19 protein-coding genes, 11 tRNA genes and 2 rRNA genes are annotated in these 23,879 nt (G+C 46.0%); 3 read left to right on the forward strand and 29 right to left on the reverse strand.

Features of this window, described 5'->3' with window-relative positions; translation table 11 throughout:
* Positions 1-94 precede the first annotated feature (94 nt).
* The gene (uraA, locus tag FKV70_RS14640) at positions 95-1,405 is read left to right on the forward strand and encodes a uracil permease (RefSeq protein ID WP_063212997.1); all 1,311 of its coding nucleotides are present in this window, start codon (positions 95-97) and stop codon (positions 1,403-1,405) included.
* Positions 1,406-1,538: 133 nt separating this feature from the next.
* Here the strand turns inward: uraA and FKV70_RS14645 are convergent, their stop codons facing one another.
* The 7 genes from FKV70_RS14645 to FKV70_RS14675 form a co-directional block, all read right to left on the reverse strand.
* A complete protein-coding gene (locus FKV70_RS14645) occupies positions 1,539-3,587 on the reverse strand; it encodes a methyl-accepting chemotaxis protein (RefSeq protein WP_142613301.1) in 2,049 nt (682 codons plus the stop codon).
* A 229-nt stretch (positions 3,588-3,816) separates the two neighbouring features.
* Positions 3,817-4,329, reverse strand: a complete 513-nt coding sequence (locus FKV70_RS14650; RefSeq protein WP_063212995.1) for an adenine phosphoribosyltransferase — start codon at positions 4,327-4,329, stop codon at positions 3,817-3,819.
* A 65-nt stretch (positions 4,330-4,394) separates the two neighbouring features.
* Positions 4,395-6,791 (reverse strand): single-stranded-DNA-specific exonuclease RecJ, encoded by a 2,397-nt coding sequence (gene recJ / locus FKV70_RS14655; protein WP_142613302.1) that lies wholly within the window; start codon positions 6,789-6,791, stop codon positions 4,395-4,397.
* A 33-nt stretch (positions 6,792-6,824) separates the two neighbouring features.
* Positions 6,825-7,781 (reverse strand): cation diffusion facilitator family transporter, encoded by a 957-nt coding sequence (locus FKV70_RS14660; RefSeq protein WP_142613303.1) that lies wholly within the window; start codon positions 7,779-7,781, stop codon positions 6,825-6,827.
* A gap of 202 nt (positions 7,782-7,983) precedes the next feature.
* On the reverse strand, positions 7,984-8,898 hold the full coding sequence (gene secF / locus FKV70_RS14665) for a protein translocase subunit SecF (RefSeq protein WP_063212992.1): 915 nt from the start codon (positions 8,896-8,898) through the stop codon (positions 7,984-7,986).
* On the reverse strand, positions 8,888-10,144 hold the full coding sequence (gene secD, locus FKV70_RS14670; RefSeq protein ID WP_063212991.1) for a protein translocase subunit SecD: 1,257 nt from the start codon (positions 10,142-10,144) through the stop codon (positions 8,888-8,890). Before secD ends, secF begins: the two co-directional genes overlap by 11 nt.
* Positions 10,145-10,234: 90 nt before the next feature.
* Complete coding sequence (locus FKV70_RS14675) at positions 10,235-10,492, reverse strand: post-transcriptional regulator (protein WP_063212990.1); 258 nt, start codon at positions 10,490-10,492, stop codon at positions 10,235-10,237.
* Positions 10,493-10,798: 306 nt separating this feature from the next.
* Between FKV70_RS14675 and spoVB the strand changes: the two genes are divergently transcribed.
* Complete coding sequence (gene spoVB, locus FKV70_RS14680) at positions 10,799-12,370, forward strand: stage V sporulation protein B (RefSeq protein WP_142613304.1); 1,572 nt, start codon at positions 10,799-10,801, stop codon at positions 12,368-12,370.
* A gap of 5 nt (positions 12,371-12,375) precedes the next feature.
* Here the strand turns inward: spoVB and FKV70_RS14685 are convergent, their stop codons facing one another.
* Positions 12,376-13,152 (reverse strand): YetF domain-containing protein, encoded by a 777-nt coding sequence (locus tag FKV70_RS14685; protein WP_142613305.1) that lies wholly within the window; start codon positions 13,150-13,152, stop codon positions 12,376-12,378.
* A gap of 204 nt (positions 13,153-13,356) precedes the next feature.
* Between FKV70_RS14685 and FKV70_RS14690 the strand changes: the two genes are divergently transcribed.
* Positions 13,357-13,746, forward strand: coding sequence for a TIGR04086 family membrane protein (locus FKV70_RS14690; RefSeq protein ID WP_063212987.1), 390 nt, complete (start codon positions 13,357-13,359; stop codon positions 13,744-13,746).
* A 71-nt stretch (positions 13,747-13,817) separates the two neighbouring features.
* On the opposite strand, the gene yajC is transcribed toward FKV70_RS14690, so the two are convergent.
* The 21 genes from yajC to FKV70_RS14795 form a co-directional block, all read right to left on the reverse strand.
* Positions 13,818-14,153: a preprotein translocase subunit YajC gene (yajC, locus tag FKV70_RS14695; protein ID WP_013372646.1), complete on the reverse strand. Its 336-nt coding sequence runs from the start codon at positions 14,151-14,153 to the stop codon at positions 13,818-13,820.
* 35 nt (positions 14,154-14,188) lie between these two features.
* Positions 14,189-15,328, reverse strand: a complete 1,140-nt coding sequence (gene tgt / locus FKV70_RS14700; RefSeq protein WP_063212986.1) for a tRNA guanosine(34) transglycosylase Tgt — start codon at positions 15,326-15,328, stop codon at positions 14,189-14,191.
* An 18-nt stretch (positions 15,329-15,346) separates the two neighbouring features.
* Entirely contained in the window at positions 15,347-16,375 is a 1,029-nt protein-coding gene (gene queA / locus FKV70_RS14705) for a tRNA preQ1(34) S-adenosylmethionine ribosyltransferase-isomerase QueA (protein WP_063212985.1), read from the reverse strand.
* 7 nt (positions 16,376-16,382) lie between these two features.
* Positions 16,383-18,470, reverse strand: a complete 2,088-nt coding sequence (locus tag FKV70_RS14710) for a SpoIID/LytB domain-containing protein (protein ID WP_142613306.1) — start codon at positions 18,468-18,470, stop codon at positions 16,383-16,385.
* A gap of 232 nt (positions 18,471-18,702) precedes the next feature.
* Positions 18,703-19,710: a Holliday junction branch migration DNA helicase RuvB gene (gene ruvB / locus FKV70_RS14715; RefSeq protein WP_064796867.1), complete on the reverse strand. Its 1,008-nt coding sequence runs from the start codon at positions 19,708-19,710 to the stop codon at positions 18,703-18,705.
* A gap of 50 nt (positions 19,711-19,760) precedes the next feature.
* Complete coding sequence (gene ruvA / locus FKV70_RS14720; protein ID WP_063212983.1) at positions 19,761-20,375, reverse strand: Holliday junction branch migration protein RuvA; 615 nt, start codon at positions 20,373-20,375, stop codon at positions 19,761-19,763.
* The gene (gene ruvC, locus FKV70_RS14725) at positions 20,372-20,875 is read right to left on the reverse strand and encodes a crossover junction endodeoxyribonuclease RuvC (RefSeq protein WP_025675038.1); all 504 of its coding nucleotides are present in this window, start codon (positions 20,873-20,875) and stop codon (positions 20,372-20,374) included. Before ruvC ends, ruvA begins: the two co-directional genes overlap by 4 nt.
* Positions 20,876-21,102: 227 nt before the next feature.
* Positions 21,103-21,804 carry a BofC C-terminal domain-containing protein gene (locus FKV70_RS14730; protein WP_142613307.1) on the reverse strand — a complete coding sequence of 234 codons (702 nt, stop codon included), beginning with the start codon at positions 21,802-21,804 and terminating at the stop codon, positions 21,103-21,105.
* Between the two features lie 114 nt (positions 21,805-21,918).
* A tRNA-Pro gene (locus FKV70_RS14735) sits at positions 21,919-21,992 on the reverse strand.
* A 7-nt stretch (positions 21,993-21,999) separates the two neighbouring features.
* Positions 22,000-22,079, reverse strand: a tRNA-Leu gene (locus FKV70_RS14740).
* A gap of 12 nt (positions 22,080-22,091) precedes the next feature.
* A tRNA-Arg gene (locus FKV70_RS14745) sits at positions 22,092-22,168 on the reverse strand.
* Positions 22,169-22,173: 5 nt separating this feature from the next.
* Positions 22,174-22,248, reverse strand: a tRNA-Gly gene (locus FKV70_RS14750).
* A 35-nt stretch (positions 22,249-22,283) separates the two neighbouring features.
* Positions 22,284-22,359 (reverse strand) — tRNA-Lys (locus FKV70_RS14755).
* Between the two features lie 28 nt (positions 22,360-22,387).
* A tRNA-Asp gene (locus tag FKV70_RS14760) sits at positions 22,388-22,464 on the reverse strand.
* A 23-nt stretch (positions 22,465-22,487) separates the two neighbouring features.
* Positions 22,488-22,564 (reverse strand) — tRNA-Met (locus FKV70_RS14765).
* Positions 22,565-22,574: 10 nt separating this feature from the next.
* Positions 22,575-22,650, reverse strand: a tRNA-Val gene (locus FKV70_RS14770).
* 9 nt (positions 22,651-22,659) lie between these two features.
* Positions 22,660-22,731: transfer RNA gene (locus tag FKV70_RS14775), tRNA-Glu, on the reverse strand.
* Positions 22,732-22,748: 17 nt separating this feature from the next.
* Positions 22,749-22,840 (reverse strand) — tRNA-Ser (locus FKV70_RS14780).
* A gap of 3 nt (positions 22,841-22,843) precedes the next feature.
* Positions 22,844-22,919, reverse strand: a tRNA-Asn gene (locus FKV70_RS14785).
* A gap of 18 nt (positions 22,920-22,937) precedes the next feature.
* Positions 22,938-23,054 (reverse strand): 5S ribosomal RNA (rrf, locus tag FKV70_RS14790).
* Between the two features lie 153 nt (positions 23,055-23,207).
* Positions 23,208-23,879: ribosomal RNA gene (locus FKV70_RS14795) — 23S ribosomal RNA — on the reverse strand; the annotation flags it as partial.

Raw genomic sequence — 23,879 nt, forward strand, 5'->3', positions numbered from 1 at the left:
ATTATTGGCGAAATGGAACGAATTATATTGAAAAAATTACGAAAAGTAATTAATGTATATAAGAATAATTGAAAGAACTAAGGAGTGAACTGCGTTGCAACGCGAAATTCAAGTTAATGAAAAGCTTCCAGCAGGGCCTGGGTTCCTGCTCAGCGTACAGCATTTGTTTGCCATGTTTGGCAGCACCGTGCTGGTGCCCAATATTTTCGGCGTCGATCCCGGCATGATTTTGCTCATGAACGGTATTGGAACATTGTTGTACATATGGATTTGCCGTGGCAAAATTCCTGCGTATCTCGGCTCCAGCTTCGCTTTTATCGCTCCCGTCAGTCTTGTGCTTAAAAGTAACCCTGGCAGCAGTGGCTATGCAATGGCCTTGGGTGCTTTCATTGCTACAGGTATTATTTTCTGCCTCGTCGCCCTGATAATCAAATATGCTGGGACACGTTGGCTGGACATCGTTTTTCCACCGGCTGTCATGGGCTCCATCGTAGCTTTAATCGGTCTGGAGCTTGTACCGGTTGCAGCAGGCATGGCAGGCATTATCAATGCCGATCCGACTAAAGCCTGGACACCTGATCCCAAAACGATCACCCTTTCCCTCGTTACACTGGGTGTTACGGTTCTAGGAGCGGTATTGTTTCGTGGGTTCGCCAAAATTATTCACATTTTGATCGGTATCGTGGTAGGCTATGTGCTTGCTTATTTTATGGGAATGGTCAATACACAGGCCATTGCGGATGCTCCTTTGTTCGGTCATCCCACAATTACTACTCCAACCTTTGATGCCTCGGCTATGCTGACGATTCTTCCTGTTGCTCTGGTGGTCATTGTAGAGCATATTGGTCACCTGCTTGTTACTAGCAACATCGTCGGACGCGAGCTGTCCAAGGATCCTGGTCTCCATCGTTCTCTGCTGGGTAACGGGATTTCTACCATCATTTCCGGCTTTGTAGGTTCTACACCTAATACGACTTATGGTGAAAATATCGGTGTTATGGCATTAACGAAAGTGTACTCTGTATGGGTTATTGGGGGGGCGGCTATCATTGCCATCCTGTTGTCCTTCTCGGGTACGTTCTCCGCGATTGTTTCTAATATTCCGTCCCCAGTTATGGGTGGCGTATCCTTGTTATTATTCGGTGTGATCGCTGCCTCTGGTCTTAGAATCTTCGTTGAGCAAAAGGTTGATTTCGCTAAGCCAACCAATATGCTGCTCGCTACCATTGTGTTGGTTGTCGGAATCAGCGGTACTACGTTCACTTGGGGTGCTGTTACCCTGAAAGGTATGGCACTGGCTACAATCATTGGGATTATTCTGAGTCTGTTCTTCAAGCTGATTGATGTGCTCGGCTGGTCGAACGATAAAACGCAGGAACCTTTAACTGAAAAAACACCAGATTGATATCTGTCTTCAATTTAAAAAACGCCGCTCCATGTAGGTTAGAATCAACACGCTCAGGCTGTGTAGGCAAGCGTGTAAGTATCCTTCTTACATGGAACGGCGTCTTTTTATGCATTTTATTTATTTGGCAATATCACACTTGAAAACGGGATACGACCTGACTAAGGGTATCAGAGACACCTGTAAGCGACTTGGCGGAGCTATTCAGACCTTCCAGGTTCTTTAGCTGCCGTTCGGATCGTTCCGAAGCTTGCCCTGCACGTTCAGTTGAAGCTTTCGCAATATCTGCAAGATAACCAATAGATGCCGCAACTTCTTCCGAGCCTGCCGACATTTCTTCAGAGGCAGAAGAAACCTCCTGTACCTCTGTCGCTACCTGCTGAATATCCTGATTCATCGCTATAAAACGTTCTTCCACCTCACGTAAAATAGACACTCCCTCATCCATCTCCAGAGCCCCCTGCTGCATTCCTTCCAAGGCTAATTTGGTTTCTTCCTGCATGGCTCGGATTCGACTCGTAATTTGCTCCGCAGACTCGCTTACATTAACGGCCAGCTTGCCGATTTCTGAAGCCACCACAGCGAACCCTCGGCCATGCTCCCCGGCACGGGCGGCTTCAATGGAAGCATTCAACGACAGCAACTTGGTCTGTCCACTAATTTCCTGAATCATTCCAATAATACTACCAATTTGGGCGGACCGTTCATTTAACGAACTTACTACTCTGCCCGCCTCATCCATAGACAGTTTCGCTTTATACATTCCTTGGTTGACCACGTTCAACCGTTCATTTCCTTGTTGTGCTTTATGTTCAATCTCGGTGGTTGACTCGGATACATGCTGTATAGATTCAGCAATGCGCTGTATGCCAACAGCCATTTGTTCCATCGCAGTCGCACTCTCTGCTGCGGCAGCCAATTGAAGCTCGGCTCCTTCCTTCACCTGTGCTAATTCTTCTGCATTATGGTGCGCATCTATAGCAGCCCCGGAAATCTCTTGGGACATTTTTGAAGATACGCCTGAGATCACGTTCGACTCTTCATTCAAGCGCAATGCCATCCCTCTAGTTACACCTATCACCTTATTGATCCCGTCAGCCATTTGACCAAACTCATCCTTACGTCGGTGTGCTAGTTCAACGGTGTAATCCCCAAGAGCCATGCGATTGGTCATCTGCATTATTTTTTTAATCTCTTTGATCATACCTGAATTGTTAATCAATACCGCTCCTATAATTAGTAAAATGCCTATAACACTCACCATTAATAGAAGTTTAAGCATTTCATTCGCAGAGCGATTCAAATCCGATTCTGGCAGTAATACACCGATTTTCCATCCGGTTTGTGGAAGTGTTTCGTACATTATCCGGTAATCCTTATTATCAAGGGGTACGGATAGTTGTCCAGACATACCACTTTGAATAGATTGTGCTGCTTCTGCATTCATCGTGTTTGTTAACGGCTCGCCTGCTTTTAAGGATGGGAGGCCGGATGACAGAATAGCTCCGTTCTTATCCAACAAGATTGCACTACCTTGAGTACCAAACTTCATTTTTTCAATATACGTCTGGATACTTGACATATTTAGGTCGCCTGTAATGACACCTAACAATTTTCCCTGTCTGTCATAAAATGCTTTCCCTGCAGTAATCATATTGATGTTCAGCTTGCTATCGTAAAAAGGCTCTGTGAAATTTATATCTTTACCACGTTCTACAGCTTCTGTATACCAAGGCTGCGTTAAATAATCATATTGCGGATCGTCATATTCAGTCGTTTGCTTGACCAGCTCGCCATCTCTGTGCACATATATTGAACGGTAAGTCACTCCCGGATCATATGCACCCTTAGCAAAATAAATACCTAACCCGTATGACATATCATTTAAAGCCAGCTCTTGTTCAAAAAAACGTCCATAGCCCTCAATGTTCATTCCTGTTCCCAGTTGTTCCGCACTCTTAGTCAGCATCGAAACAAGTAAAGCATGGCGATCTACATTTGCCGCAATATCAACTTTAGCCCTTGTCAAAGAATGAACAGCATTTTGGCTTATTTCCGTATCTAGCTTCTGCCTGGCAAAAAAATAAGACAAAAAACTGATTAAAATCAGTGTTATAAGTACGATTGGAACCAAGGTAGAAAATGTACGTGCTTGTAAGCTCTTAAATTGAAATATACCCAATATATATCCACCTCTGTTTCTTTTTTAATCTTTATCGACATTTATTTTATTTTTTTATAACTCTTTTCCAATAAAACCCGTGGTAATTTGTTACAATAAGGAAATTCAATTTAATTACAATCAAAAAATAGCCCGATGGACCAACTCTTTAGATAAAGAGATGTTCCATCAGGCTATTTAAACAATCTATACATAAAATATTTCCCGGGAAACCCCGGTTCCGAAATACTTAATACTTAATCAGGGTGAATACATCTACGTCAGGTAGCTTCGCCCGTCCGTTGAGATCAGACAGCTCGATCAGAAAAGCAGCTCCTGCCACATTACCACCAAGTTGGCGTACCAAGTTCACGGATGTAGCGATGGTTCCACCTGTAGCAAGCAAATCATCGGCAATCAGAACATTTTGCCCCGGCTCAATCGCATCCTTATGCATAGCCAGAGTATCCTTACCATATTCCAAACCGTATGCTTCCTCAATGGTTTCTCCAGGCAACTTGCCACTTTTACGGATAGGAATAAAACCAACCCCCAATGCATAAGCCAGAGGTGCACCCACAACGAATCCACGTGCTTCCGGACCTGCAATCAAATCAATTTTCAAATCAGATACCAGTTCCTTCATATCGTTGATAGCCTTGCGGTACAGTTCACCATTTTTCATTAGGGTTGTAATGTCCTTAAAACTAATCCCTGGTTGTGGAAAATCGTTAATCACCCGAATATATTCTTTGTAGTCCAACTTAGTTCCTCCTACTGTAAACTTCTAATTAGTATATACATTTTACAAAACTGCAAGGTAGTATCTCAAGACGCACCCTTCATAAGCGACATAATCCAGCTTGTCATTTGGGTGGTGTCTGCGTCCAGTAAATAGCGCTCCATCTCAGCCATATTATACAATTCCTGATAGCGCGGAGAAGCAGTTAAATCCCGCTTGGGCGGATTGGATACAAAACGAAATTGACCCTCTGTACGCGTCAAAAACTCAAGATCCTCGAAGATGTCCAATACTTTGGATAACATACGGACTGAACAGGAGCACTGCCGGCTAAGGGCAGGCAGCATTGCTTTTTCATCAATTAGCTGTGTTCCCATTCGGGAAAGCACAATGTAAATACGCTTAAACAGCTCCCTATCGGGACTTACGAGCCGGCCGCCACGCTCACTGGGCGAATGAAGAAGAAAAACGTTCTCTACATTCTCAAAGGTAGACCATAAAGCATGAAACTGCTCAGGGGTATCTGGCGGCTCCAGTACGAACAATGACTTCACAGAGTGCTGTGTATTTTTTTGACCATCACTGGGAGTAACGCAGCCATTTTTATCGTATAACCATAAGGATTCAGCATCCACAGCGCTCGATGGACGAAGCCGAGATGAGGGATGGATCAACACTGCTACATCGTTCTTTCTATCCTCTAAGCTTGGATGAAAGATCTTTAGCCCTCGCTCCAGTTCGGCAAGAGGGTCCGATACTCCACGGTAATCAAAAATTTGCGGAGCCTGCACACGAATATCCTGCAACATCAGCTGAAGGGATCGTTTACCGTTCCACTCGTTAATTGATAATTCACCCAACAGATCTATGTCCGTATCCTGCTGTAAAAAATCAGCCAAATCGCCACGTCGGAAGGCAACTGCTTCCAGCGATAAACCGTTCTGCTCCAGTACTAGCTTCACATGGTTTTTCTCACGTCCCATTTTACGAGCCTCACGCAATTGAAGCCCCTGTAATACGAATCGTGGCGAGGGATTTCCCATACCAAAAGGCTGGAGCAATTCGAGTTCTTCAACTACTTGTAAAGATACCTCATCCAGACGACAGACCATATCAGCCTCAGCTACAGGAATAAAATCTTCTGGTGTGAGAATGGAAGCTGCATAGCGGTTTAGCCGTTCTTCAAATAATTGAAGATTGTCACAGGACAATGTCATTCCCGCCGCCGAAGGATGTCCACCAAAATGCTCCATGAGCTCATGGCAATCTGTGAGAGCACTGTAGATATCCAATGCAGGAATAGAGCGAGCAGAACCCTTGCACATGCCTGTCTCCGCATCTATGCCTAGAATAATAGTTGGCCGATAATAGCGATCCAACAGCTTGGATGCCACAATCCCGACGACACCAACATTCCAGCCTTCACCAGCCAAAACAATAACGGATGGAAGCTTGCCTCCATTGATTTTGGATGCTAGTTGCTGCTCGGCTTGCTCCACAATGCGTTCGACCACTTGTTGACGCTCACGATTGAGCAGATCCAGCGCATGCGCAAGTTGGTCTGCTTCCTCCTCTTTTTCTGTCGTTAGCAGGGAGACAGCTCGTCCCGCATGATCCAGTCGCCCGCTCGCATTAATCCGCGGAGCCAATGCAAACGCGATGTTGACCGAAGTCACTGTGGATATCTCCACACCCGCTAGATGAAGTAGCGCCCGAATCCCTGGGAATGCAGAGTTTCTCATGGATTGAATCCCTCGGCGTACTATCGTCCGGTTCTCACCATGTAGTGGCATCAAATCAGCTACTGTACCAATAGCGGCAATTTCAAACCATTCCTCGGGTACTTCACTCAACAACGCCTGAGCCAGCTTCAGAGCAACACCAACGCCTGCAAGGCCTTTAAATGGGTAGGGACAAGCCGGCAGCTTCGGATTGATCAATGTATAAGCCTCAGGAAGTACAGCAGGCGGTTCATGATGATCAGTCACAATTACATCGATCCCTAAGGAAGTCGCATAAGCAACTTGCTCTACTGCACTAATTCCCGTATCCACCGTAATAACCAGCGTAACTCCTTGCTGATGTGCCCAATCCAGAGCATGGTTGTGCAGACCATATCCCTCATTCGAACGATGAGGAATGTAAATATCATAAGATGCCTTCAGAAAACGCATAAGCTGAATCATCAATGATGTACTGGATACGCCATCCGCGTCATAGTCACCATAGATTAGTATATGCTCGCCACGCTCCAGGGCCTGGCGAATTCTCGGCACAGCCTCTTTCATCCCAAGAAGCAGATATGGGTCGTGTACATCGTCCACACTTCCGTACAAAAAGCGGTTTGCTTCCCCGGCTGTAGTGACGCCCCGGTTTACTAAAAGCCGGGACAACAATGGTGAAATCCCCAGCTCTTCTGTTAACGGCTGAGCCGCTTCCAGGTTAACCTCCGGGGTCTTCCATCTGTACTGCGAATGAAGCAATCCTATTCACCTTTCTTTCATAGTCGGCCTGCCTCATTGAAGCAAGGACGACGCATCATTATCAGGCAGTTCATGATTGGATTTATAAGGATACCCGGCTTGGTAAGAAATGAACTGCATTTGTACATGAGTCACCTGTGGAAAACGGGCTAATAGCAAATTTTTAGCTCGATCGGCAATTTCCTGTGCTTCCTGCACCGTAATCCGCGGGTTAACACTTATCGTAACATCCACTGTTATGAAATGGCCCGTTTCCTGAGCATGTAAGTGTTCCACCGTTACAATACCATATACTCGTTGAATCGTCTCCATAAAGCGCTGGGAGTCTTCCTCCCGCAAGGGCTGTGCAGGAGCTTGGTACACGGTATTCATCACCATCAGATATCCTTTACGCAACACCAGACAGGCTACCAGCAAAGCTGCAGTTGGATCAAGATACAATAGTGCAGGCCATTCCATTGCTTCGCCAGTCATTGCACCGATCATGCCGATCAATGCAATCAAAGATGAATACAGCGAGTACCGTTCATGGTTAGCATACCGGTCTGCTTCCGCTTTAAGGCCATGTTTTATCGAGTAGCGATATTGAAACTGAAATAATGCTTCTCTCAACACCAAAGCAATTAACACGGTAATTAAAGCATACAGACCGGGAGCCTGCGGCTCCGAACTACTTAATGAACGAACAGCAGAAATACCTAGCTGAAGCCCGCTCATCAGCACTAGGATAGCCAGCACCACAGATATGACCGTCCGAACTTTTTCACCGTTCCGCAACCGCGCCAGCACTCCGTGATCTGTACTTGCCTTGGAAAACAACAGCTCTTGCAAACGGGAAGCACTATCCGCAGCCGTGTGCAGTGCATCCCCCAACAACGCTTTGCTGTTTGCCGCATAACCGACGGTTCCCTTAAGAACAGCCAACACGAGATTACCTACAATCCCGCTCAACGCCGCAGTTTCTAGTGATCGGCTGCGTTCGCTACTCACAACGTTTCCCCCTCAATCCTGAACTAACCCTTTCCCGATAAAGCTCCATTCCAATTAACCGGATTTCTTCAAATAAAACTTTTTATGAACGCCGTGTCTCACTATTAACCCCAAACATAAGGTAAATATTAAAACCTTAGAAAACCGCGCCTAAGCAGACGCGGCTTTCTCTTTAATTTTATACTACTGGTATTTGCGTAACTTAAGACTTTGCAGTTTTGGCTGCTCCACCAGCTGTCGGCGTCTTTTGTTTTCCCTTCAGAGCTACCCACAACGGGCTGGCAATAAAGATGGAAGAGTAAGCACCAAACAGCAAACCGATCACCATCGCAAGCGAGAACATCCGAATCGATTCGCCGCCAAATATGAATAGACAAACGGACGCAATAAACACTGTAAACACAGTTGCGAGTGAACGCGTCATCGTTTGTGCAATACTGTGATCGACTACTTGCTCCAAATCAGCTCTGGACTTTTTCTTTGCAAATCGTAGATTTTCCCGAATACGGTCAAAAATAACGACGGTATCGTTAATGGAGAAACCGACAATTGTCAAAATGGCCGTAATAAAGGTCAAATCGACCTCAAGTCGGAAAATCGAGAAAATACTGATGACAAGAAACGCATCATGCAGCAACGAAACAATCGCAGCAACCGCAAAACGCCATTCAAACCGAATCGAAATGTAGATAGCAATGGCCACAGAGGCTAGCAAAACCGCCCAAATTGCATTTCGCTCCAGCTCTTGCGCCATTTCCGTATCCACCGTATTGACCTCAAATGATGCCTTTGGATCAAGCTCTTTGTTAAAAGAGGTTTTGAAATCATTCACTTGCTGATCCGTCAACACTTGTGAAAAACGAATGCCGAATCGCTCTTTACCTGGTGTATAATCTACCTCTTTGCCGATCCCGTTCTTGTCCAGCAAAGTTTGAATCTGTTTTTGTGTAACTACCTTGGTCAAATTAACATCCACGTTGGAACCGGAACGGAAATCAACCCCGTAATTCAAACCGAATATCGACAAGCTCAAAATACCAAGCAACGTGACAATAATCGAGAATGTATAAAACCACTTGCTCATCTTGACATATTTGTAGTCCCAATTAAAGCGCACTAATATCACTCTCCTTCACACCAAAATACTTGGCCTTCTTCACAGCATCCGCTTTAACCAGCAGATTGAGCAAGAAGCGCGAGAAGAAGATATTTGTCAAAATACTAACGACAATATCAACGATGAGCACGAGAGCAAATCCTCGAACGGAGCCTGTACCCAGACCAAACATGACGGCTGCCGCTATGATTGTTGTAATATTGGCATCCATAACTGTACGGAACGATGCCTTACTGCCTGCGATGACAGAAGAACGAATCGTTTTGCCTGACTTGATTTCTTCTTTAATCCGTTCATACGTAATAATGTTGGCATCCACCGCCATCCCGATCCCGAGCACGAAGGCTGCGATGCCCGGAAGTGTGAGCACAAAACCGCCCAAATAAAAGATCGCAAGCACCAACCAAGTATGAACAATGAGACAGAAGCTAGCGATCAGTCCCGGTACACGGAACATTGCAATCATAAAGATTAGAATGATGACCGAGCCGATCAGACCAGCACGGATTGTCTGATCCAATGACAATTGACCCAGTGTAGCCCCTACACTCTGAGAATATTTTTCCGTAAGTTTAAGCGGAAGAGCACCCAGGTTGATGGTATCTGCTAGCTTGTTCGCTTCATCACGTGTGTAGTTACCTGTAATCGAAGCACTGCCATCCGTCAATTCACTGCGGACTGTAGGTGCAGACAGTAATTCATCATCCAGGAAAATAGCCAACTCTTTATTCATAAGTCGCTTTGTGATTTCCGCGAATTTGGCTTTGTCCTTTACTTTAATACTAATCTCAGGTTTATTCAGCTGGTCATAGCCAACAACAGCGCCATTCTCCACAAAATCATTACCACGGAGCTCAATTTTACTGTATTGACCCGGCTTTTTAGCATCTGCTGCCGTTGCACTACGGAAGGTTAACTCTGCGGGTTTTTTCAGCATGGAGCGGACTTCTGCCTCATTAGAGACACCAGCAAGCCGCACCCGAATCCGATTGCTCCCCTCTGTTGTTACCTCCGGCTCAGTCGTACCAAGCGCATTAATCCGTCTTTCCAGACTTTGTGCTGTTTGTATCAGAGACTGGCTGGTTACTTGCTGCCCGGCTTCCAAAGGCTGGGCTTCATATAAAATTTCAAAGCCTCCCTTTAAATCGAGGCCTAGTTTTAAACTTTTTAGTAGGCCCGGGCTTGTCCCGACCATAACACCAGTTGTTATGAGCACGACCACGATGAAACTTAGAATTCTCTTCATTCCGTCCCATGTTCCCCTTTCATTCTCAATATTCCTATTATAGCTACCCCTCAAAAAGCAGTCAATTTGAACGCAAAAAAAGACCCCCTTCTATTCGAAAGTGGAGCCCCGTAATGCGGACATCGTCAAATAGTTCATAAAGCTCGTCGCTTTAAGGGAAAGTATATCGTTAACGAGCTTGTGCAGCGGAGGAATACCCTCCTTTTCATATTTATGGCTGACGCAATTCCACACGTCCTTACTGGTGACATGTTCATAGCCTACAAGAATCAGCTCATCCGCCTTACTTTGACAGAGTATCTCAATTGCGTCAACCCAATCCTGCTCATCCAGCTCTTCCATACCCACGATGGCCGTTCCTCCTCCCAGCGACTATCGGTTCCGCAGATCAGTAATTAGCGGGGTTGTTGACTGCTTTATAGAACATTTCTGTCCTGATCTTGGAAAACCCTTCTTTTCGTCGAAAATAGCCGTAAATCAACAATATATGCATTCATTTCGCTCGTCAATAGCAGAATTCCCCACTCTCCCTCTTGTAATCTGGATCACCTTATTTTCAAGCTGAAAAGCTTGTCATGAACATGGACAGGTCCGGCATATCTTCTAAGGAACATATAGATGCTGAATTACATTTTGGGGAAGAGGGAGTTGCGATTGAAAAAGCAGACGTTCATTCATGGAGCAATTATTTTATTGGCAGCGGGAATCATCAATCGGCTACTGGGTTTTATTCCCCGAATCGCACTCCCGCGTATTATCGGTCCCGAAGGAGTAGGGCTCTACCAGCAGGGATATCCCTTTTTTATCGTACTAGTGACTCTTATTACTGGGGGCATCCCTCTTGCGGTGGCCAAGCTTGTAGCTGAAGCTGAAACGGCAGGGCAACCCGAAATGTCACGGCGTATTTTGCACACAAGCTTGCGCTTCACCATTACACTCAGCCTGATTGCCATGGCAATCTGTCTTGTGTTTGCACCTTGGATCACAAGCCATCTCCTGACCGACAGCCGGGTATATTATACATTTGTGAGTATGAGCCCAATGATTGTCATTGTTGCTGTTTCCTCAGCTTATAGGGGCTATTTTCAAGGAAAACAAAATATGATTCCGTCCGCGAGTTCCTCCATTGCGGAAACCGTCATGCGCATTTTTTGCGTCATTTGGTTTGCTTACTTGTTACTTCCCCATGGGATAGCCTACGCTGCTGCAGGTGCCATGCTCGGTGCTCTGGCGGGTGAATTCATTGGCATGGTTGTGCTGCTATGGCAATACGCCTGGAACCAGCGAAAGGATTATACTCTTCAACCGAAGGCTCCTTTATCTTCAGAGGTCTATACCGAGCAATCATCTATTTTGTCACGTCTTATGTCTATATCCGTTCCCGTCACGGCTGGTAGGCTTGTTGGTTCCTTATCATATCTACTCGAATCGATCTTGTGTATGCGCAGCCTCGCCATAGCGGGCATTGCAACTGGTGTGGCAACCGCACAATATGGAGCCATGCAAGGAATGGTTATTCCTGTTTTATTACTACCGGGGGTCCTTACCAGCTCGTTGGCTGTTTCACTTGTGCCTTCGTTATCCGAAGCCGCAGCTAACGGACATATTACCGCCATTCACAAACGTTTGCATCAATCGCTTCGTCTTGCTCTAGTCGCAGGAGCCCCATTTGCCGTTATTATGTATGTATTGGCAGAACCGCTGTGTTTGTTGCTCTACAATAATGGCGATATTGCAAGCATGCTTAAACTTATGGCCCCATTTGCTCTTTTTATGTACATTCAGGCCCCGCTTCAGGCAGCACTTCAGGCATTAGACCGTCCTGGAAGTGCCTTATTGAATACCTTTATCGGAGCCATTATCAAAATTGGTCTGATTGTATGGCTTGCTTCCCAACCTCAGTACGGTATTTACGGAGCTGTCATTGCCATCTGTATTAATAATGCTATCGTTACCCTCCTACATGGCTTCAGTGTCAGCAGACTGCTTCGTTTTCGTGTACGTTTACTTGACTTTTGGAAAACCGGGATGGGAATGATCATTATGGCGGCAGCGGTATTATATACCTACAGGCATTTAACGATTTTCAATCAAATATGGCTCCAGTTTATTTTTGCCGCAGGAATAGGAATTATTCTCTACCTGTTCCTGATGACCATAATCAAAATGATCGATTGGGACAACCTCACCCGCATTCCAATTCTTAGAAGGTGGTTTAAAGCATAAAGAAGCTATTCCAGAGATTCTCCATAGGCTGGCGGTGTAATGTACACATCCCCTCTATGGTTAACCGAGCATAAGAAAACATCCTTAAAATCTTTGTGTCCCTTCGCTTGAATCTGATTTTTAAGCCAAAAACGGTTCATATCCATCCGTTCCAAGTTTCGATCCAGCACCTTTCCGTCCATAATTAATGGAATAGGCAGTCCCTCATATCTAAACTTTCCGCCAATTTGTGGAGAAGGATGAACTTTATTTTCCTGTTTCTCTTTGTTTATCAGTTCATTTTCTCTTTCATCCTGCTTATTTTTTTCGTGTTTAGCTTCATCGTAATTTTCCTTGCTAATAACCGTAAGTTTACCTGTTGTCTCCAAAATAACATACTCAACTTCGTCCAAACTTTCTATATTTTGTTCACGAAGTTGTAACATCAAGTCGTCTAAGTTGTAACGTTGCTTCTTCATTTCGTCCTTGTATAGTTGTCCATTTGAATACAAAACACTGGGCTTACCATCGAATAGTAAGCGCAAACGCCGACTTTTCAGACTGAAATAGGAAATTCCAACTTGCAAAACCAACAGCACTCCTAAAGGAATCAACCCTTCATAAAGTGGACGTTTTATATCCTCCAGGCTGAATACAGCAATTTCGGCAATCATAATGGATATGACGAGATCGAATACAGACAATTTTCCAATCTCCCTTTTACCCATCAAACGCATCACCAGATATACAATAAAATACATGAGCAGCGTCCGAAAAATATGAGCAAAAATATCGTGACTCAATAGGCTCGCCTCCTCTCCTGTACTTGACAAGACATTAGCCGTTCATTGTACACGTATTCTGACCGTTCTTCACTTGGCTCATACAAAAAACAAAAGGCTAAATTATTGAAATAAAGAGAAAGACTGCTTACGACTTGGTACTAAGCTAGGAAGCTTGGCCATAGAATGATAATAGTTCAAACCTTGGTACAGGAGGAATTATCCATGGAGCTCATTCGCCGCTGGTGTTCGTTTCGTCTGGCCCATCCCGTTTTATCCGGCTTATTTTATGCTTTTGCATGGATGCTGTTAGGCGCATTGATTCTCTCACTACTCTTGTGGATGACACAGATGCAAGAACAGGATTTATCATTGTATACGTACATCGTCCACGCATTCGCCATGCTATCTGGCGGCTTCGTCGCCGGTAAAAGATCCACGAACAAAGGCTGGTATCAAGGCGGTATTACAGGCATCCTGTATGGGCTAATCATTCTTCTGGTCGGTTTTTTGGCATTGGATGCAGGCATGAACGGTAAGGACCTGATGCACTTAGGAATCGCGTTTGTCATAGGAGCAGGTGGGGGGATGTTTGGCATTAACTTCCGCAAGTAAATCGACATGTATACCACACACAAAAAAACCGAGCCTCCTCAAAGGCTCGGTTTTTGCATAATAATCGCATACTACGATTTAGAAACAACTTCCTCAGAAGCAGTGTCTTTTGCAATCGCATTACTGATCGCACTACGATCAAAGGTCAGCTTCGTTACATCATTCACACGCAAAACAACTACATCGTCTGTAATCTCCACAATTGTACCGTGAAGACCTCCGATTGTAATCACTTTATCTCCCTTTTTCAAAGCTTGAAGCATCGATTGACGCTGCTTTTGTTTCTTCTGATTCGGACGAATCAGCAAGAAATAGAAGATTACAAACATCAGAGCCAGCGGCCAGATCATTTGAAAAAGTCCCCCAGCTCCACCAGGTGCAGCCGCAGCTGTAGCAAAATGAAACACATTAAATCCCCCTTTCGAATACTCTCCCCTAAAACTTAAAAGCCTTTATCATTATCATGAAGACCGTACTGCTCAAAAAATTCATCGCGGAAATCAAGCAGCCTGTCATCCATAATCGCTTGTCTGACATTACGCATCAATTGTATTAAGAAATGCAAGTTATGATACGTTGTCAGTCGGAGCCCGAAGGTTTCATCTGCTTTAATTAAATGTCGCAAATAAGCACGTGAATAATTACGACAAGTGTAGCAATCACACGCCGGATCAAGTGGCCCAAAATCGCTTGCATAATTCGCATTCCGAACGACAAGGCGTCCTTGACTTGTCATCGTTGTCCCGTTGCGAGCAATTCGAGTTGGAAGCACACAATCGAACATATCCACACCACGAATAGAGCCTTCAATCAAAGCATCCGGCGAACCTACGCCCATCAAATAACGTGGTTTGTTGGTAGGAAGCAGAGGAACCGTATAATCAAGCACTTCATACATCAAATGCTTAGGTTCACCTACACTCAGTCCACCAATAGCATACCCCGGGAAATCCATGGAAGTCAAATCTGCCGCACTTTGCTTGCGCAGATCTTCATGCATGCCTCCTTGTACAATGGCGAACAACCCTTGGTCATGAGGACGGGCATGTGCCTCCAAACAACGCTCTGCCCAACGGCTAGTGCGCTCCAATGACTTTTTCACGTATTCATACTCAGCTGGAAAAGGAGGACATTCATCGAAGGCCATCATAATATCCGAGCCAAGCGAGTTTTGGACTTCCATTGCCACTTCCGGAGAAAGGAACTTCTTATCTCCATTTAAATGAGAGCGGAAATGAACTCCCTCCTCTGAAATCTTACGCATTTCACTTAGGGAAAACACTTGAAATCCGCCACTGTCCGTTAAAATAGGACGATCCCAATTCATAAACTTGTGCAGACCGCCCGCTTCACGGATAATATCATGACCAGGACGAAGAAACAGATGGTACGTATTACTCAAAATAATTTGAGCATCCATTGCTTTCAATTCCTCAGGGCTCATTGTTTTAACAGTTGCTTGAGTTCCCACGGGCATAAAGGTTGGAGTCTCAATCACTCCGTGAGGTGTGTGTACACGCCCAAGACGAGCTCCAGATTGCTTACAGGTCTTAATATGTTCGTATCTTATTGCTGGTGCCATATTTTCTACCATCCTTAATTAATAAATGAACATTGCGTCCCCGAAGCTGAAGAACCGATATTTTTGGTCAATCGCTTCCTGGTAAGCATGCATAATATTCTCTCTGCCAGCTAGTGCGCTGACCAGCATAACCAAAGTGGATTTAGGCAAATGGAAATTCGTAATCATTGCATCCACCACACGGAATTGATAGCCTGGATAAATAAAAATCTGTGTCCAGCCACTGCTGGCCTGTAGCACACCATCTACGAGGTTATTGCCCACCGTCTCCAGCGTTCGGCAACTGGTTGTTCCCACGGCCACAACTCTACCGCCACGCGCCTTAGTTGCATTGAGTATATCTGCCGTTTCCTGTGACAATGAATAGTATTCTTCATGCATAACATGCTCTTCAATCGTATCCACCGACATCGGTCTAAACGTTCCTAAACCAACATGAAGTGTGATAAAGGCAACGGTAACGCCCTTCTCTTTAATTTGGTCCAATAGTTCTTCTGTAAAATGTAACCCTGCCGTCGGAGCCGCAGCAGAACCCTCGTGCCGAGCATAAACGGTCTGATACCGCTCACGATCATCCAGCTGTTCCTTAATATACGGAGGAAGCGGCATCTGCCCTAAGCGATCCAGGATCTCCTGAAAAATACCATCATATGAAAATGAAAGTACCCTTCCGCCCATATCTCCTTCTTCCTCAATAACTGCTTTCAGTTCATCACCGAAAACGATAACAGCTCCCTTTTTCAGCTTTTTGCCGGGTTTCACCAATGCTTCCCATCGGTCTCCCTCCAGTTGTTTAAGCAGCAACACCTCGGCCTTAGCGCCAGTGTCTTGCTTGATGCCAAACAATCGTGCAGGAATTACTCGGGTATCATTCAAAACCAGCGTATCCCCTGGCTGAAGATACTGCACAATATCCGAAAATGTATGATGTCCCACTTCACCGTTGTTTTTGTTTAACGTTAATAATCTAGAAGCGGTCCGCTCAAGCAAAGGCGTCTGTGCAATTAATGTTTCAGGTAGTTCAAAATCGTAGTCATTTACGTTCATATATTGGTCAGTCCTTAACTATATCCACATTTTTATAATAGTGTTGCAAAATTTTCTTGTAATCATACCCCTGCTCTGCCAAACCGTTGGCACCCCATTGGGATAAGCCCAAACCATGACCATTCCCTTTACCTGTAAAAATAAAGCTTTGCGTTTTGTCAATGACTCGTGCATGGCGATCTTCATTCATGACGACCACCCCGTTACCACTTGAAGTGCTGGTGCCAGATGCCGACAGAATTTGGGTACCTTGTGTGCCACTTACATGAGAAGTAGCTCCATCTGCGCCTAATACAGTATAACTGCCGGTACTCGCAATATCAAACAGTGTGCTCGGCAGTCCCCTCATCGCTGAGCGATACATATCCGGATATTTCACTTTTAAAGGGGCTCCATCTGCTTCAACCTCTAACACTCGCCCTGACGGTCCCCGTTTAGTGACATCGAGGTGATTAATAGAGGATGGTACCGTCCCGGTTATTTTCCCTTGCAAGGACTTAGCAATTTCAGCTGCTGTAAAGGGCCCCCTAACCCATGCATAATCTCCGGATTGAGGCACCTTTTCCAAAACAATCATTTCTTCGCCCGGCTGTACCTTTGCTATGGGTGTAACCGTAGATTGAATTTGGGGAATAGGACGCACATTTGTATTTTCTGCTGTAACAGTGATTTTGTCTAATCCTGCTTCTGTGACTCCCTCCAACTCCTTAGCATTATCCTCGCGAATATAACCTGTCTTGCCATTGGAGAGAAGCACATGATACCACTCCTGTGCACCTTTTTGTGCTGAAGTATCTCCCGAGCTGTCTACGCTGGCAAACGCTTCGCCACCACTATTCCATACCTCGGAAGCATCTGCTGTCACACCGCCTGCATTAGAGGAAAATACAGCTTCGACCACTTTGCCGCCATTCTTAATCACCTCACCAGCTGTTGCATCTACAGCCTCGTTGACATTCGCATGCTCCGAGCTTTTACCGTTGTAAGCCTGGCTTAGAGTGCCGTCTACTACATTGCCAATCTGAAACCGATTGCCTTGAGCAAGTGCATAACTACGAGCCGCTACCGCTTGAGCTTTAAGTGCTTCAGCTGGCCATGAGGAATAGACCTCTGCTCCAACTACGGAATACAAATACTGTTCCAAAGGGACTTCATTTACAAGCGCCAGCTGTCCTGACGTCGTGCTAATTTCCATGTCACCGCGATATGTACGTTGTGATCTTTCGACCACTTGGATTCCATTATTACCGCCGTTGACAATTACCTTACCATTATCAGACCCACTTAGCATGTAATGAGACATCACCTGTGAGCCTGTCGTTACTCCTGCTTCCTGCCTTATGATGAGACCGGTTTGGTTTACCTTGGAAAGGGTGAGTTTGGGTTGCTTGCTCTCTAGCTCTGTTTTCAAGGCTGACAGCTTGCTGTCATTGCTCTCTTCTCCAACCCATACAGCATACTGTCCCCTTGATTGAATCACAGTAAAAGCATCAAAACCTGCAGCAGCAATAGTTGTGCGAACAAGATTAGCCTCCTGCTCGGTTCCATAGCTTCCCGTCGACCAATGCTTGTTACCCTTAACTTCGGCCTGAGCTCCGGTTACTGAAGAAATCCGCTGTACAGCAGCCTGCGCAGACTGTTCACTAGCATATATGCCCGCATACACTTGATAGACAGAACTACCGTTTTTTGAACCGATAAAAACGGTAGGCTTGTCATTTGTCTTTTGCAGGGCTTGAGCCGCTTTTATCGCAGCCGCTTCATTTCCTTCAAGCACCTTCACCCGATAGCTGTCTACACTAAAACGAGCTGTACTGTCCGGCAGTCCCATCCAAGCCTGATAGCTGCCTCCACTATTCTGGCCGACACTCAGGCTCCCTGATGATTTCAAAGTTACAGCGGGGACTGTCGCTTTATATTTACTACCTAGATCCGCAAAGATCACTACGCGAATATCCTCTTGTGCGGCAGCAGCCTGAACACCTGAAGACCAGGGTATGCAAGCTGTAGCTAATACCATAATTAATGCCGCTCGTTTGACACGGCCTGTCCAAGCTTTGGACTTCTTATTTTGGTTCAATGTATATCTACTCATTTCTAGCTCCCCCAATTCTAGCTGACTAGCACTTGTATTACGTGATTTATCGGGATCTTGACCCGCGTCTATCCCTTTAAATACATCGGCGGAATAAAACAAAATGTGAACCCGCTCGAATCGGGCTTCCACACTTTCTTACCTCAATTCATCTGCCTATCCATTTCATTCATATCCCCTGCTTGCGAACAACCAGTCATTGATTTTTATGAGTACACCATGGTTTCCTTAGTTACCGTGGATCCGTTGGCATGGGAATTCCAAGGTGGGCATATGCCGCCGGGGTTACCGTTCGTCCCCGAGGTGTTCTTTGTAAAAGACCAATTTGCAACAAATAAGGCTCGTACACATCCTCAATCGTCTGGCTCTCTTCACCAATGGTCGCAGCGATGGTATCCAATCCTACAGGTCCGCCCCGGAATGAATGAATCATGGCTTTAAGCATTTTATGGTCAATTTCATCCAGCCCGAGTGGATCTATTTGAAGCCTCTTTAGTGCCTCTGTCGCCAATTCTGAATGAATAATACCGTCTCCAACAACTTGGGCAAAATCACGCACCCTTTTTAACAGTCGGTTGGCAATCCGCGGTGTCCCCCGTGAACGCAATGCGATTTCCTCCGCTGCGTCCCCGACAATCTCCATTTCCATAATATCCGCACTTCTAGACACGATGTAAGCCAGCTCGTCTTTCGTATAGAACTCTAATCGACTAATAACACCAAAGCGGTCACGTAATGGCGCAGAAAGCAATCCAGCGCGTGTAGTAGCACCTATAAGGGTAAAGGGCGGCAAATCCAAACGCACCGAACGGGCACTTGGACCTTTGCCAATCATAATGTCCAGTGCAAAATCCTCCATCGCCGGATACATGACTTCTTCCACTGTACGATGAAGGCGATGAATCTCATCAATGAACAAAACATCCCCCTCTTGAAGATTGGTTAGCAATGCTGCCAAATCTCCCGGTCTTTCAATGGCAGGACCTGAAGTCGTACGTAAATTAACCCCCAGCTCATTGGCGATAATGTTAGCCAGAGTGGTTTTCCCCAATCCAGGTGGTCCGTACAACAAAACGTGGTCCAATGCTTCTTTACGCATCTTGGCCGCTTCAATATATATTTTCAAATTTTCTTTAACCTGATTTTGCCCGATATATTCATTTAGATAACGGGGGCGAAGGCTTAGCTCCGCCGTCTGGTCTTCCATCATCAAATTGGCGGAAATAATCCGGTCATCCATATTCCATCGCTCCTCTTTTTACCAGACTTCTCATCACGGACAACAGCGTCCTATCCGGCAAACAACAGTTGCAAAGCCCGTTTCATCAATATGTCGGCAGAATCATCAGGTTTCGCATCTTTCTTCATTTTGCTCCACACCTTATCTAACTCAGCATCCGTGTAACCGAGAGCTTTAAGCGCCTCACGCGCCTCACTCCAATACGAACCTTCACCTTCTTCTACAACGGGCTCCGCAAACAATCCGGTAGCCATTCCCAACGATCCAATACCGTCCAACTTGTCTTTCAAATCTAGAATCATACGTTGTGCTGTCTTCTTACCAATCCCCGGTAATTTGGTGAGGAATGTGATATTCTCCTGATAAATCGCCGTCACCACATGCGCAGGCGTACCGCCTCCCAAAATACCAAGCGCCACACGCGGTCCAATACCAGATACATCGATCAGTTTACGGAATAATTGCTGCTCCTCACGGGTTGCAAACCCAAACAGTAAAATAGCATCTTCCCTTACATGATGGTGAGTGTAAATAACCACCGGTCCTTCCGTTTTGGCGAACGCGTAAGGATTCGGACAAAATACCCGATACCCTACACCTTGCACATCCAAAACGACATATTCATTTTCCAAGTGAGCTACAGAACCACGCAAGAAATCTATCATTTTCGCAATACCTCATTTAATTTTGAATTTAACCCATAGGAATGCGCATGACAAATAGCCACTGCCAAAGCATCCGCTACGTCATCCGGTTTGGGTACAGCCTGGAGCTTTAGAAACATTCTAACCATCTCCTGTACCTGCTTCTTCTCTGCCTTGCCATACCCTACAATAGCCTGCTTTACCTGCATCGGCGTGTATTCCCCTATAGGCAAATTACGTTGTTTGGCAGCCAACACCAGTACCCCACGTGCCTGACTTACGGACATAGCTGTTGTAACGTTGCGATTAAAAAAGAGCTTCTCCAAAGCTACTGCATCCGGCTTATACTTATCAATTAATTGCAACATGCCTTCATACACATGAAGTAGCCTGTCTTCTTCTGGTGTATGGGCTTCCGTCTGAATACAGCCATATTGCACTGGAACCACCTTACTGCCGATCTTGTCTACAAACCCGAAGCCCACAATGGCTATACCCGGATCAATTCCTAGAAAACGCAAGAAAATCTCTCCCCTATCGCTCAAACATGGCGCAACTAACCAACAGTCAGCACCATCGTCAATTTACATGACCTAATCCCATATAAAGCGAACATATGTGTCGTTCATTTCATTATAACAAAACTTTGTATCTAATAGAGGAAAAAGTTTAACCCATGAGTGAAAACATAAAAAGAGACGCTACAACTTCACCCCGTGGCCAAAGTCTAACGTCTCCGTACTTGTAATCAATAATGCTGCTTTAATACTCTCTGTGTTCGCTCCACTGCAAAGTCACTAAAAGTGGAGATTACACTGTTATACTCATTTATATCCTGTACACGGATTCCCTGCTGAAGTTGTTTATATACCCCTTCTGGCAAGGCTGTCTCCATGGAGCCTAAATCCAATTGAAAAAAGGTACGAATTACTTTCTCCTTTTTGGGCAGCCCCTCAAACAAAGTAAGCTGGCCATCAGTGCTCAATCCCATGTATGCGCGCTCTTTGCATGACTCCGACAAATCTTCCACCTTGCGCTCCAGCCACACTTCTCCTTTAGTATTAAGCCTTCCCTTCCAGTCGGGATGTTGTTCCAGTAAACTTTCCAGTTGCTGTGAACTTAATGTTCCCAAGGAAGTGGTCTCTGTACCACATACGTAGGTAGTTAACAAACGAGTCTTCCTGCTTATGCCAGAAGCACGAATACTTTGCAATAGCTGCATCTGCGAGGAACGATCTTCGGTAGAAGTATAATTTGATGACTCCCCCTCCACCTCTGCCATAACGGGAGTAGCCAGTGGTTGCGACAGCATAGCCTGCATATGATTCGAAAACAGAATGCCCAACGCTGCCAGTAAGCAAGCCGCACCCGAAATAATACATGCCCACACTGTTCTTCTCCACTGTTTCCAGCGCCGTTTCATCTGTTTTTTCCAACTTAATCGCTTCACAGTAATCCCTTCCGTCCCACTTTTTGTGTTAGTGTGACCTGGACATTACTGATTTATGCAAAAAATAATAACATAAAACAAAAAAGCCGCTGCTTCCAGCGACTTTCCTTTAAATCGGGATGACACGATTTGAACATGCGACCCCCTGGTCCCAAACCAGGTGCTCTACCAAGCTGAGCTACATCCCGAAATACATGCCGGTGAGAGGACTCGAACCTCCACGGTTTCCCTCACGATTTTGAGTCGCGCGCGTCTGCCAATTCCGCCACACCGGCTTATGAAGTTAATGGCGCGCCCTGAGAGATTCGAACTCCCGGCCTTTTGATTCGTAGTCAAACGCTCTATCCAGCTGAGCTAAGGGCGCAAATATGGAGCGGACGACGGGAATCGAACCCGCGACCCTCGCCTTGGCAAGGCGATGCTCTACCGCTGAGCCACGTCCGCAATACAATTATATCCATGACATATAAGTGCATGAATGGTGAGCCATGAAGGACTCGAACCTTCGACACCCTGATTAAAAGTCAGGTGCTCTACCAACTGAGCTAATGGCTCCCAACAGGGTAATGTAACTTTGTGAAAATGGCGGAACTGACGGGATTCGAACCCGCGATCTCCTGCGTGACAGGCAGGCATGTTAGGCCTCTACACCACAGTTCCATAATAAATTATTAAAAGTTAGTTGGTTGCGGGGGCAGGATTTGAACCTGCGACCTTCGGGTTATGAGCCCGACGAGCTACCGAACTGCTCCACCCCGCGATATAAACTATGGTGGAGGCTGAGGGGATCGAACCCCCGACCCTCTGCTTGTAAGGCAGATGCTCTCCCAGCTGAGCTAAGCCTCCATATTACTATGACCCGTAGGGGATTCGAACCCCTGTTACCTCCGTGAAAGGGAGGTGTCTTAACCCCTTGACCAACGGGCCGTGCTAAAAAATAATTCTGGCGGAGAGAGAGGGATTCGAACCCTCGAGACGCTTTTGGCGCCTACACGATTTCCAATCGTGCTCCTTCGGCCAACTCGGACACCTCTCCATATGGCTCCCCGAACAGGACTCGAACCTGTGACAACTCGATTAACAGTCGAGTGCTCTACCAACTGAGCTATCAGGGAATAATAATTATAAAACTCGCTTGGCGGCGTCCTACTCTCCCAGGACCCTGCGGTCCAAGTACCATCGGCGCTGGAGGGCTTAACGGTCGTGTTCGGGATGGGTACGTGTGGAACCCCTCCGCTATCGCCACCAAACATGAATTCACACCGTAAATTCTTCCGTAGGGTTATTCGGTTCATCACAGATTGTGTGAATGAATAGCCTTACGCTTGTCGTATGTACTTCTACATACCTTCAAGGTGTTACACCCTGAAAACTGGATCCGAAACTTCTTTGCGCTTTATCTTTAGGATAAGCCCTCGACCGATTAGTATTGGTCAGCTCCATGCATTACTGCACTTCCACCTCCAACCTATCTACCTCGTCGTCTTCAAGGGGTCTTACTAATTGGGAAATCTCATCTTGAGGGGGGCTTCACGCTTAGATGCTTTCAGCGCTTATCCCTTCCGTACATAGCTACCCAGCGGTGCTCCTGGCGGAACAACTGGTACACCAGCGGTACGTCCATCCCGGTCCTCTCGTACTAAGGACAGCTCCTCTCAAATTTCCTACGCCCACGACAGATAGGGACCGAACTGTCTCACGACGTTCTGAACCCAGCTCGCGTACCGCTTTAATGGGCGAACAGCCCAACCCTTGGGACCTACTTCAGCCCCAGGATGCGATGAGCCGACATCGAGGTGCCAAACCTCCCCGTCGATGTGGACTCTTGGGGGAGATAAGCCTGTTATCCCCAGGGTAGCTTTTATCCGTTGAGCGATGGCCCTTCCATGCGGTACCACCGGATCACTAAGCCCGACTTTCGTCCCTGCTCGACTTGTAGGTCTCGCAGTCAAGCTCCCTTCTGCCTTTGCACTCTTCGAATGATTTCCAACCATTCTGAGGGAACCTTGGGGCGCCTCCGTTACTTTTTAGGAGGCGACCGCCCCAGTCAAACTGCCCACCTGACACTGTCCTCG

Source organism: Paenibacillus ottowii (assembly GCF_006874425.1).
In the GTDB taxonomy this organism is placed as follows: Bacteria; Bacillota; Bacilli; order Paenibacillales; family Paenibacillaceae; genus Paenibacillus; species Paenibacillus ottowii.